The organism is Streptococcus wuxiensis (assembly GCF_040888245.1).
GTDB lineage: Bacteria > Bacillota > Bacilli > Lactobacillales > Streptococcaceae > Streptococcus > Streptococcus wuxiensis.
In genome coordinates this window covers 537,704-550,181 of record NZ_JBFNFE010000001.1, presented here as the reverse complement: position 1 = coordinate 550,181, position 12,478 = coordinate 537,704, and the positions used below count along the sequence as shown (strand labels likewise).

Genomic DNA, 12,478 nt, shown 5'->3' with positions numbered 1-12,478 from the left:
TTTAATTAAGTTATAATTATACAAAATCAACAGAGAGGTTGTTTATTTATGAAGTTTAAAAAATGGATATTTGTTTTATGTAGTTTTCTTGTAAGTTTCTTTTTAGTAGCTTGTCAATCGTCTAGCTCAAGCTCACAGTCTGCAGTAGAGGCTATCAAACAAAAAGGGAAATTAGTGGTCGCAACTAGTCCAGACTATGCACCTTTTGAGTTTCAAGCTTTAGTAGACGGGAAAAACCAAGTGGTAGGTGCTGATATTGACATGGCACAAGCCATCGCTGATGAACTTGGAGTGAAATTGGAAATTTCAAGCATGAGTTTTGATAATGTCTTGACCAGTCTTCAAACTGGGAAAGCTGATTTGGCTATTGCGGGAATCAGTGCAACTGAAGAAAGAAAAGAAGTTTTCGATTTCTCAATTCCTTACTATGAAAACAAAATTAGCTTTCTAATTAGAAAATCTGATCTTGAAAAATACAAGGATTTGGATTCTCTAGCAAGTGCAAATATCGCTGCTCAAAAAGGAACTGTTCCAGAATCTATGGTTAAGGAGCAACTTCCAAAAGCACAGTTGACTTCATTGACCAATATGGGAGAAGCTGTTAATGAGCTTCAATCAGGTAAGGTTGATGCTGTTCATATGGATGAGCCTGTTGCTTTAAGCTATGCTGGTAAAAACTCTGATTTGGCTGTTGCTACAGTCAGCTTGACCATGAAAGAAGGCGAAGCAAATGCTGTTGCTATCAAAAAAGGCAACTCAGATTTGAAAGAAGTAGTTGATAAGGTCATCCAAAAACTCAAAGATGACGGCACTTATCAAACTTATCTTGAAAAGGCTGCTAAGCTAACAGAAGTAGAACAATAAAAAATAACAGAGGCTGGGACAAAAGTCCTAGCCTCTCAATTGTCATTGGATTATCAAGCAAGACGCAGTGGTTGAGTGGGCTCTACTACGCTGATTTCATCAGCTTTTACAGCCTTACTCAACTGTGCGGAGGTGGGACGACGAAATCGAATTCTAACGAATTACCGATTTCTGTCCCACTCTCTGTTTTTAAGTAATTTAATGTTGTTTCAAGACTTTCTAAAGGAACCTTAGCAAATTGATAAGGGCAAGTCTCAATGTAGGACGATTCGAAAAAGTCTAGATTTAAAGAGCTATGTTTGAGCCTTGCAATCTTAGGATAGTTCCTGAGATCAAGCAAAAGTCCATCATGGAGAGGATAGTTTGGTAGGGAAAGGGGATAAGATTTTAATAGCCTATGAATGAAGTCTTGACTTTTCTCTTGCAGTGCCAATCTTGCTAATCTATTTTTTTCAAAAAGCTGACTATCGATGTAGAGTGATAAAGCCTTTTGCATAATGAGGTTGTTATCATAGTCCAGAATGTTTTTGTAGGCCACAAAAAGACTTTTAATAGGATTTGGAAGTATGAGAGCAGTGATTCGAAGTGCGGGGAAAATACTTGTTGAAAAAGACTTGATGTAGATGACCAAATCTTTTTGGTCCAAATAATGAAAGGTTTGTCCCATTTTAGGATCCAGGTCACCTAGATAGTCATCTTCAACTATATAGATTTGATATTTTGCAGCTAAGTCAAGGATAGCAAGTTTTTCCTCCTCAGAATAGGAATGCCCCAGAGGATAATGAAAACGAGGAATGGTATAGAAAAACTTAATCTTTCCACTCTTAAACTGTTTCTCAAGTTCGTTTAGGTCAATACCGTCCACCCGACGTTCAATGGTTTGATAGGGAATGTTTTGAGCTAGTAGTAGTTGATTCATCCGATGATAGGTCGGTTGTTCAACCAGTATTTCCTGAGCTTGACCTGGAAAATCAATCTGAGAAAGAATAAACAGTGCTTGCTGGGTTCCAGACGTCATGACTAACTGGTCTGCCTTACTATAAATCGCTTGATCAAAAAGTAATGTCTGAACAGATTTTCGTAATTCTTCTAAGCCCTCTTGGTTTTCATAGTAGTTGTAGAGATAATTTTCTCGTCCAATCAAGCTTTCATTGACGCAAAGCCGAAAATCATCATAGGCAGCCACATGTTCATCGTTAACTGAGATAATTAGGTCTTCGTGACTGGTTTGTTGTTCCAATACATAATAACCACTTTGAGGTTTGGAGTAAATGTATTTCTCGTATCGAAGTTCCATGAGTGCACGCTGAACAGTGTCCTTACTGCAGTGGAAATCTTGACTGAGTCTTCGAATAGATGGCAGGCGACTTCCTGTTGCAAATCTACCTGATTCTATCTCATTTTTTAGATAGTGAACAACTTGTTCGTACTTACTTTCTTGCTTCATTCCAGACCTCTCTTGATTTTGTTACATTGTACCTTTTTTTTAGAAGTTTGGCAATGTTATACTCTTCGAAAATCTCTTCAAACCGCGTCAACGTCACCTTGCCATACTCAAGTAAAGGCTGCGGCTAGTTTCCTAGTTTGCTCTTTAATTTTCATTAAGTATTAAAAGGCAGTCTAGCATTCAATTCTAATCAGAAATGTGATATACTTAGTAAGTAAAATTTTCAAAGAATAGTGAGATGATAAAGGTGCAAGAACCAGTTAAATTATTCCAATATAATACTTTGGGAGCATTGATGGCAGGACTTTACGGTGGAACTATGACCGTTGGTGAATTGCTTGAACATGGAGATTTAGGGCTAGGAACCCTAGATTCTATCGATGGGGAGTTAATTGTCTTAGATGGAAAAGCTTATCAGGCTAAAGGGTCAGGTGACAAACCTGAAATCGTGGAAGTTTCACCAGATGCACTGATTCCTTATGCGGCAGTTGTACCCCACCAGGCAGAAGTTATTTTCCGCCAACGTTTTGAAATGACTGATAAGGAACTAGAAAAACGTATTGAGTCCTACTATGATGGAGAAAATCTTTTCCGTTCGATTAAGATTCATGGTGATTTTAAACACATGCATGTTCGCATGATTCCAAAATCGACAAGCGAAACGAAGTTTGCTGAGGTTGCGACTCATCAGCCTGAATATAGTTGCGAAAATGTTTCTGGGACTATCGTTGGATTCTGGACACCTGAAATTTTCCATGGTGTCAGTGTCGCAGGCTATCATTTGCACTTTATTTCAGATGATCTAACCTTTGGTGGTCACGTTATGGACTTTATCATCAAGGAGGGAATCGTAGAGGTTGGAGCTGTCGATCAGTTGGATCAACGTTTCCCTGTCCAAGATCGTCAGTACCTCTTTGCTGAGTTCAATGTTGATGAGATGAAAAAAGATATCGAACAGGCTGAATAAAAGGAGAAAAGTATGAAAATTCATGTAATCATCACAATGATAGCTTTATTTGTATTTCTCATAGCTGCCATTTGGTTCTCAAAAAAGAAGTACAAGATTAACCTTTCAGTTTTAGGACTTGGGGCAGTTGCATTTTTTGTCTCATCTCAGGTCTTAGAGAAAATCGTTCATCTCTTGGTTCTTCATCCACAAAAGGATGGGACAGTTCCACTCATGACGGAAAATCCCCTTCTCTATGTGATTTACGGGGTCTGTATGGCTGCTTTGTTTGAAGAAACAGCTCGACTTGTCTTCTTTAAATGGTTAGAGAAGAAGAGAGCTTTGGAAGATTCGGATGCCCTCGCCTATGGACTTGGTCATGGTGGCTTGGAATTGCTCTACCTCGGAATGGGAAGCTTGATTAGTCTTTTGATTCTCTTTTCGTTATTAGAGTCTTCAAATCCAGATCTGGCAAATCTCCTTCCCAAAAATACACTTGAAACAGTCCAATCTCTATCTGGATGGCAGGTTTATTTACTCGGTGTTGAGCGTGTGCTTGCTCTTGTTATGCAAATCGGTCTCTCTTTCTGGGTTTATCAAGCAGTCCGTCAAAAGAATTGGATTTATCTAGTAACTGCTTATGGTTTACATGCCTTCTTTGATCTGGCTCCGAGTCTATCTCAGGTTGGTTGGATTTCAAATCCGCTTCTTGTTGAAGGATTGTTAGCAGTGGAAGTTGTTCTATTTGTATACTTTACAAAAACTATCTTGTATAAAAAATAATCATGCAAAAGAGGTCTGACCTCTTTTTTACTTGTGTGAATAAAAAAGCTTTTCAAATCGTCGAAAAAAATCGCTAAAAATGGTATAATGGAATGAATTTTATAAAAGGATAAGAAAGATGACTGTATTAGAAAAATTAAAAGAAACATTAGAAGGAATTGATATTCGATTCGATGAGCCATTGAAAACTTATACCTATACCAAAGTCGGAGGGAAGGCAGATTACTTAGCTTTTCCTCGTAATCATTATGAGATGGCCCGTGTGGTTAAGTTCGCTAATCAAGAAAATATCCCATGGATGGTTCTTGGAAATGCCAGTAATATTATCGTCCGAGAAGGCGGAATTCGTGGCTTTGTCATTATGTGTGACAAGCTCAACAATGTTTCAGTCGATGGTTACACCATTGAAGCAGAAGCGGGAGCTAACTTGATTGAGACCACTCGCATTGCTCTACGCCATAGTTTGACAGGATTTGAGTTTGCCTGTGGAATTCCAGGAAGCGTCGGTGGTGCAGTCTTTATGAATGCTGGTGCTTATGGAGGTGAGATTGCTCATATTTTGCAGTCTTGCAAAGTATTGACCAAGGATGGGGAAATTGAAACCTTATCAGCTAAGGATCTAGCCTTTGGTTATCGTCATTCAGCTATTCAAGATTCTGGAGCAGTAGTCTTATCAGCTAAATTTGCACTATCTCCAGGGAATTATGAGACTATTAATCAAGAAATGGAACGTTTGACTCACCTTCGAGAACTCAAACAACCGTTGGAGTATCCATCTTGTGGTTCTGTCTTTAAACGTCCGGTTGGGCATTTTGCAGGGCAATTGATTTCAGAAGCTGGTTTGAAGGGCTACCGTATCGGTGGTGTCGAAGTCTCAGAAAAACATGCAGGCTTTATGATAAATGTAGCTGATGGAACTGCTAGAGATTATGAAGACTTAATTGAGTCTGTCATTGAAAAAGTTAAAGAACATTCAGGTGTTACCCTCGAGCGAGAAGTACGTATCTTGGGTGAACACGAATAACATTATTTTTACATAGTATTCAAAGATTGGGATTTTATTGCTAAGTGAGGTTTAGGTCATTTTATTTCCTACGCTTGTGTCTAGCATTTAACAAGGTCCCAATCTGTTAATTTACGAAGAAAAAGGAATTTAGAGGAATTGAAAAAACCAATTATCGAATTCAGAAACGTTTCTAAAGTTTTTGAAGACAGTGACACTAAGGTGCTTAAGAATATTAACTTTGAGTTGGAAGAAGGAAAATTTTACACACTGCTAGGAGCGTCTGGTTCCGGAAAATCAACCATCCTCAATATCATCGCTGGTTTGCTGGACGCAACGACTGGTGATATTTTGTTGGACGGCGTACGAATCAATGACATCCCTACCAATAAACGCGATGTTCACACGGTCTTCCAATCTTACGCCCTGTTCCCGCATATGAATGTCTTTGAAAATGTTGCCTTCCCATTGCGTTTGCGTAAGGTCGATAAGAAAGAAATCGAAAAACGCGTCTTAGAAGTTCTCAAGATGGTACAGTTGGAAGGTTTTGAAAAACGTTCTATTCGTAAGCTTTCTGGAGGACAACGTCAGCGTGTGGCCATTGCGCGTGCGATTATCAACCAGCCACGTGTTGTACTCTTGGATGAACCTTTGTCAGCTCTTGACCTGAAGTTACGAACCGACATGCAGTACGAACTCCGTGAATTGCAACAACGATTGGGTATTACCTTTGTTTTTGTTACCCACGATCAGGAAGAAGCCCTGGCTATGAGTGACTGGATTTTTGTCATGAATGATGGTGAAATTGTTCAGTCAGGTACACCAGTGGACATCTACGATGAGCCAATTAACCACTTTGTTGCCACCTTTATCGGTGAATCAAATATCTTGCCAGGGACTATGATAGAGGACTACTTGGTCGAGTTCAATGGCAAACGATTTGAAGCGGTCGACGGTGGGATGAAGCCAAATGAACCAGTCGAAGTCGTCATTCGTCCAGAGGACTTGCGCATTACCCTCCCAGAAGAAGGAAAACTTCAAGTGAAGGTCGATACGCAGCTATTCCGTGGAGTACACTATGAGATTATCGCCTATGACGAACTTGGTAATGAATGGATGATCCACTCAACTCGTAAGGCCATCGTTGGTGAGGAAATCGGTCTGGACTTTGAACCAGAAGACATCCACATCATGCGTCTCAATGAAACAGAAGAAGAGTTCGATGCTCGTATCGAAGAATACGTAGAAATCGAAGAGCATGAAGCAGGTTTGATTAACGCTATTGAGGAGGAAAGAGATGAAGAAAACAACCTCTAAACTCTTTGTCGTGCCCTACATGCTTTGGATTGTCCTCTTTGTATTGGCACCCTTGGTCTTGATTTTTGGACAATCATTTTTCAACATCGAAGGTCAGTTTAGTTTAGAAAACTATAAATCCTATTTTGCGTCGCAAAACTTAACCTATCTCAAAATGAGTTTCAACTCTGTTCTCTATGCAGGGATTGTAACTCTAGTGACACTCTTGATTAGCTATCCAACAGCCCTCTTTTTGACTCGTCTCAAACACCGTCAACTCTGGCTCATGCTAATCATCTTGCCAACCTGGATCAACCTTCTCCTTAAGGCTTATGCCTTTATCGGAATTTTTGGTCAAAATGGTTCTATCAACCAATTTCTAGAATTTATCGGAATTGGTTCTCAGCAGTTGCTATTTACAGATTTCTCATTTATCTTTGTAGCAAGCTACATCGAGCTTCCATTTATGATTTTGCCCATCTTCAATGTCTTGGATGATATGGATAACAACCTCATCAATGCCAGCTATGACCTCGGTGCGACCAAGTGGGAAACTTTCCGTCATGTCATCTTCCCTCTCTCTATGAACGGGGTGCGAAGTGGAGTCCAATCTGTCTTTATCCCAAGTTTGAGTCTCTTTATGTTGACCCGTTTGATTGGGGGGAACCGTGTGATTACTTTGGGGACTGCCATCGAGCAAAACTTCTTGACCAATGACAACTATGGTATGGGTTCAACTATCGGTGTTGTTCTTATCCTGACTATGTTTATCACTATGTGGGTGACTAAGGAAAGGAGAGAACGATGAAAAAATTATCTAATCTTTACCTAGCCTTTGTCTTTATCGTCCTTTATTTGCCAATCTTTTACCTGATCGGATATGCCTTCAATGCCGGTGATGATATGAACAGCTTTACAGGCTTTAGTTTGTCTCACTTTGAAACCATGTTTGGTGATGGAAGGCTCATGTTAATTTTAGTTCAAACCTTTTTACTAGCTTTTCTATCAGCCTTGATTGCGACTGTCATTGGGACTTTTGGTGCTATCTACATCTACCAATCTCGCAAAAAATACCAAGAAGCCTTTCTATCTCTCAATAACATTTTGATGGTTGCTCCTGACGTTATGATTGGTGCTAGCTTCTTGATTCTCTTTACCCAACTCAAGTTTTCACTTGGTTTTCTGACAGTGTTGTCCAGTCACGTGGCCTTCTCGATTCCTATCGTAGTGCTCATGGTCTTGCCACGTTTAAAAGAGATGAATGGGGATATGATCCATGCAGCCTATGACCTTGGAGCTAGTCAGTTCCAGATGTTCAAGGAAATTATGCTTCCTTACTTAACGCCGTCTATCATTGCAGGTTACTTTATGGCTTTCACCTATTCGCTAGATGACTTTGCCGTGACCTTCTTTGTAACAGGGAATGGATTTTCAACCTTGTCAGTCGAGATCTACTCTCGGGCTCGTAAGGGAATTTCGCTGGAAATCAATGCTCTTTCAGCCTTGGTCTTTCTCTTTAGTATTATCCTAGTTGTAGGGTATTACTTCATTTCACGTGAAAAGGAGGAGAAAGCATGAAACGACTCTATTCATTTTTAGCTGGAATTTTAGCCATTATCCTCGTCTTGTGGGGAATTTCCTATCATCTTGATAGTAAAATTAATAGTCGGGATAGTCAAAAACTGGTCATCTACAACTGGGGAGACTATATCGATCCTGAACTTCTGGAGAAATTTACAGAAGAAACAGGAATCCAAGTTCAATATGAGACCTTTGACTCCAACGAAGCTATGTACACCAAAATCAAGCAGGGTGGGACAACCTATGATATTGCCATCCCAAGTGAGTACATGATCAACAAGATGAAGGACGAAGACCTCTTAGTTCCATTAGATTATAGTAAGATTGAGGGAATTGAGAATATTGGTCCAGAATTTCTCAACCAGTCCTTTGACCCAAACAATCAGTACTCTATCCCATACTTCTGGGGAACTTTGGGTATTGTCTACAATGAAACCATGGTGGAAGAAGCGCCTGAACATTGGGACGACCTCTGGAAACCAGAATACAAGGATTCTATCATGCTCTTTGATGGGGCGCGTGAAGTGCTTGGTTTAGGTCTTAACTCACTAGGCTATAGCCTCAACTCAAAAGATCCTCAACAACTATCACAAACGGTTGATAAACTGTATGAGCTGACTCCTAATATCAAGGCAATTGTAGCCGATGAGATGAAGGGTTACATGATTCAGAACAATGCTGCTATCGGTGTGACCTTCTCAGGGGAAGCTAGCCAGATGTTGGAAAAGAATCCTAACCTCAAATATGTCGTGCCGACAGAAGCAAGTAACCTCTGGTTTGATAACATGGTTATTCCTAAAACTGTCAAGAACCAAGATGCAGCTTATGCCTTTATCAACTTCATGTTAAAGCCTGAAAATGCTCTTAAGAATGCAGAGTATGTGGGCTATTCAACACCAAACAATGCTGCTAAGGAAATGCTCCCAGAGGAGACAAAAGAGGACAAGTCCTTCTATCCAGATGCAGATACAATGAAACACCTAGAAGTTTATGAAAAATTTGACCATAAATGGACAGGAATCTACAGTGACCTCTTCCTACAATTTAAGATGTATCGGAAGTAAGAGTATATAAAAGAAAACGAACCAGTAATAGCTGGTTCGTTTTTTGTTAGCTTTCTCAGTTGACTCAATCATCAAAAAACGGTATAATACTAGAGTTGAGAATTGATTTTCTCTCCATCTTAGCCCAGAGAATTGGCGGTGCTGCGAGCCATCTAAGATAGAAAATCATGCTACTCAATCTAACAATTGCATAAGAATCAAAGAATGACAAGTTCATTGAATGAAGGTGGTACCGCGGTTTTTCGCCCTTCGTGATATGAATTTGTCTTTTATTTTTGGAGGTGCTTATGAGAAGTTTTCTTGTCAAATAAAAATTTCGCCTAGGTGGTGAACGCTTTGATATCAAAGATGAAATGGGCAATGTCGCCTATCAGGTTGAAGGTTCATTTTTTAAGATTCCTAAGACCTTTACCATCTATGATGCTGCTGGAGAACAGATCAGTGAGATTAGTAAAGAAATGTTGACTTTCATGCCACGCTTTGAGATTAAGCTCAGTAATGGAGATAGTTTTTATATCCGAAAGAAGTTGACTTTCTTTAGAGATAAGTATGAATTTGATAATCTTGGTCTTCGTATCGAAGGGAATATCTGGGATTTAAATTTTAAACTTCTGGATGACCGTGACCAAGTGATTGCGGAAATTGCCAAGGAACTCTTCCATTTAACCTCTACCTATACCGTAACCGTCTACGACGAATCTTATGCAGACCTAGTCATTTCCCTCTGCGTCGCTATCGACTATGTAGAAATGCTAGAAAGAGACTCAAATTAGTAAAAAGGAGATACAAATGAAACAATTATCTAGTGCACAAGTTCGCCAAATGTGGCTTGATTTCTGGGCGACCAAAGGTCACTCAGTAGAACCATCTGTTAGCTTGGTTCCAGTAAACGACCCAACCCTTTTGTGGATCAACTCTGGGGTTGCCACTCTTAAAAAATACTTTGACGGAACTATCAAACCTGAAAATCCACGTATTACCAATGCGCAAAAGGCTATCCGTACCAACGATATTGAAAACGTAGGGAAGACGGCTCGTCACCATACCATGTTTGAAATGTTGGGAAACTTCTCAATTGGGGATTACTTCCGTGACGAAGCCATTACTTGGGCTTATGAACTTTTGACAAGTCCTGAATGGTTTGACTTCCCTAAAGACAAACTCTACATGACTTACTATCCAGATGACACAGATTCTTACAACCGCTGGATTGAAGTGGGCGTGGATCCAAGTCACTTGATTCCAATCGAAGACAACTTCTGGGAAATTGGTGCTGGACCTTCTGGACCAGATACAGAAATCTTCTTTGACCGTGGGGAAGCTTTTGACCCAGAAAATATCGGTATTCGCCTTCTCGCAGAAGATATCGAAAACGACCGTTACATCGAAATCTGGAACATCGTCTTGTCACAATTTAACGCGGACCCAGCGGTTCCTCGTAGCGAGTACAAGGAATTGCCACACAAGAACATTGATACGGGCGCCGGTTTGGAGCGCTTGGTAGCTGTTATCCAAGGTGCTAAGACCAACTTTGAAACAGACCTCTTCATGCCTATCATTCGCGAAGTTGAGAAGTTGTCTGGTAAGGTTTATGACCAAGATGGTGACAACATGAGCTTCAAGGTCATTGCGGACCACATCCGTTCTCTTTCATTTGCTATTGGCGATGGTGCCCTCCCTGGAAATGAAGGTCGTGGTTATGTCCTTCGTCGTTTGCTCCGTCGTGCCTCTATGCATGGTCAAAAATTGGGTATCAATGAGCCTTTCCTTTACAAACTGGTTCCAACTGTTGGTAAGATCATGGAAAGCTACTACCCAGAAGTTCTTGAAAAACGTGACTTTATTGAAAAAATTGTGAAGAGCGAGGAAGAGTCATTTGCCCGTACACTTCACTCAGGTCAACACTTTGCAGAAACTATCGTAGCAGACTTGAAAGAAAAAGGTCAAACGGTTATCGCTGGTCAAGATGTCTTCAAACTCTACGATACTTATGGATTCCCAGTAGAGTTGACAGAAGAAATCGCTGAAGAAGCGGGTATGACTGTAGACCGTGAAGGTTTTGAAGCAGCCATGAAAGAGCAACAAGAACGTGCGCGTGCGTCAGCTGTTAAAGGCGGATCTATGGGGATGCAAAATGAAACCCTTCAAAACATCACTGTAGAGAGTGTCTTCAACTACAATGCTAGCCAATTGCCTTCTAAGTTGGTGGCTATCGTAGCGGATAATGCAGAAGTAGAAGCTGTAGCAGAAGGAACTGCATCACTGATCTTTGCAGAAACACCTTTCTACGCTGAAATGGGTGGACAAGTAGCTGACCACGGTCAAATCTTGGATGCTGCAGGAAACCTTGTAGCGACTGTAACGGATGTTCAAAAAGCACCAAATGGACAAGCTCTTCATACTGTTGAAGTCCTTGCACCGCTTGCTTTGAACCAAGAATACACTTTGGCCATCGATAGCAATCGTCGTCACCGTGTCATGAAGAACCACACAGCAACTCACTTGCTCCATGCAGCTCTTCACAATATCCTTGGTCACCATGCAACTCAAGCAGGTTCACTTAATGAAGTAGAATTCCTTCGCTTTGACTTCACTCACTTCCAAGCTGTCACTCCTGAAGAATTACGCGCTATTGAGCAACAAGTCAATGAGAAGATCTGGGAAGCCATCGCAGTGGAAACAGTTGAGACAGACATCGACACAGCCAAAGAAATGGGAGCTATGGCCCTCTTTGGTGAGAAATACGGTAAGGAAGTCCGTGTTGTAACGATTGGTGACTACTCAGTTGAACTTTGTGGTGGTACTCACGTAGGTAACACTTCTGAAATCGGTCTCTTCAAGATTGTTAAGGAAGAAGGAATCGGATCAGGAACTCGTCGTATCTTAGCAGTGACTGGTAAGGAAGCCTTCGAAGCTTATCGTGAACAAGAAGATGCACTGAAAGCAGTCGCAGCAACCTTGAAAGCACCTCAACTCAAGGAAGTACCTCACAAGGTGGAAGGACTTCAAGAACAACTCCGTCAATTACAAAAAGAAAATGCAGAATTGAAGGAAAAAGCTGCAGCAGCAGCGGCAGGTGATGTTTTTAAGAATGTTCAAGAAGCAAACGGACACCGTTACATTGCTAGTCAAGTTTCTGTATCAGATGCAGGTGCTCTTCGTACCTTTGCAGATAACTGGAAGCAAAAAGACTACTCAGACGTCCTTGTTCTTGTCGCAGCCATCGGTGACAAGGTCAACCTTCTTGTAGCTAGCAAGACAAAAGACATCCACGCAGGTAACTTGGTTAAAGAATTAGCTCCAATCGTTGATGGACGTGGTGGTGGTAAACCAGACATGGCCATGGCAGGAGGAAGCAACCAAGCGAAAATCCAAGAATTATTGGATGCAGTAGCAGGTAAACTATAAACAGAAAATCTACCAATTTTGGTAGATTTTTTATTTATTAGAGGTTATTAGAAATATTCTCTTCATAACTAATTAGAAAATAACGG

At 40.6% G+C, this 12,478-nt stretch carries 11 protein-coding genes; 10 read left to right on the top strand and 1 reads right to left on the bottom strand.

Annotated features, from left to right (window positions below; translation table 11 throughout):
- Positions 1-48 precede the first annotated feature (48 nt).
- Positions 49-864, top strand: coding sequence for an ABC transporter substrate-binding protein (locus AB2B47_RS02660; RefSeq protein ID WP_006152076.1), 816 nt, complete (start codon positions 49-51; stop codon positions 862-864).
- A 118-nt stretch (positions 865-982) separates the two neighbouring features.
- Here AB2B47_RS02660 and AB2B47_RS02655 read toward each other — a convergent pair whose 3' ends face one another.
- Entirely contained in the window at positions 983-2,311 is a 1,329-nt protein-coding gene (locus tag AB2B47_RS02655; protein ID WP_006151631.1) for an aminotransferase-like domain-containing protein, read from the bottom strand.
- Between the two features lie 238 nt (positions 2,312-2,549).
- On the opposite strand from AB2B47_RS02655, the gene budA reads away from it, so the two are divergent.
- The 9 genes from budA (at position 2,550) to alaS (ending at position 12,392) form a co-directional block, all read left to right on the top strand.
- Positions 2,550-3,278, top strand: coding sequence for an acetolactate decarboxylase (budA, locus tag AB2B47_RS02650; RefSeq protein WP_025170338.1), 729 nt, complete (start codon positions 2,550-2,552; stop codon positions 3,276-3,278).
- A gap of 12 nt (positions 3,279-3,290) precedes the next feature.
- On the top strand, positions 3,291-4,040 hold the full coding sequence (locus AB2B47_RS02645) for a YhfC family intramembrane metalloprotease (RefSeq protein ID WP_320693558.1): 750 nt from the start codon (positions 3,291-3,293) through the stop codon (positions 4,038-4,040).
- A 118-nt stretch (positions 4,041-4,158) separates the two neighbouring features.
- Positions 4,159-5,064 carry a UDP-N-acetylmuramate dehydrogenase gene (murB, locus tag AB2B47_RS02640; protein WP_320693557.1) on the top strand — a complete coding sequence of 302 codons (906 nt, stop codon included), beginning with the start codon at positions 4,159-4,161 and terminating at the stop codon, positions 5,062-5,064.
- Between the two features lie 138 nt (positions 5,065-5,202).
- Positions 5,203-6,360: an ABC transporter ATP-binding protein gene (locus AB2B47_RS02635; RefSeq protein WP_006151812.1), complete on the top strand. Its 1,158-nt coding sequence runs from the start codon at positions 5,203-5,205 to the stop codon at positions 6,358-6,360.
- Positions 6,341-7,147 carry an ABC transporter permease gene (locus tag AB2B47_RS02630; RefSeq protein WP_000754123.1) on the top strand — a complete coding sequence of 269 codons (807 nt, stop codon included), beginning with the start codon at positions 6,341-6,343 and terminating at the stop codon, positions 7,145-7,147. The genes AB2B47_RS02635 and AB2B47_RS02630 overlap by 20 nt, the downstream gene beginning before the upstream one ends.
- Positions 7,144-7,917: an ABC transporter permease gene (locus AB2B47_RS02625; protein WP_006150756.1), complete on the top strand. Its 774-nt coding sequence runs from the start codon at positions 7,144-7,146 to the stop codon at positions 7,915-7,917. The genes AB2B47_RS02630 and AB2B47_RS02625 overlap by 4 nt, the downstream gene beginning before the upstream one ends.
- Positions 7,914-8,984, top strand: a complete 1,071-nt coding sequence (locus AB2B47_RS02620; protein WP_006153433.1) for an ABC transporter substrate-binding protein — start codon at positions 7,914-7,916, stop codon at positions 8,982-8,984. The genes AB2B47_RS02625 and AB2B47_RS02620 overlap by 4 nt, the downstream gene beginning before the upstream one ends.
- 341 nt (positions 8,985-9,325) lie before the next feature.
- A complete protein-coding gene (locus AB2B47_RS02615; RefSeq protein ID WP_320693576.1) occupies positions 9,326-9,757 on the top strand; it encodes an LURP-one-related/scramblase family protein in 432 nt (143 codons plus the stop codon).
- Between the two features lie 16 nt (positions 9,758-9,773).
- A complete protein-coding gene (gene alaS / locus AB2B47_RS02610; protein WP_320693556.1) occupies positions 9,774-12,392 on the top strand; it encodes an alanine--tRNA ligase in 2,619 nt (872 codons plus the stop codon).
- Positions 12,393-12,478 lie beyond the last annotated feature (86 nt).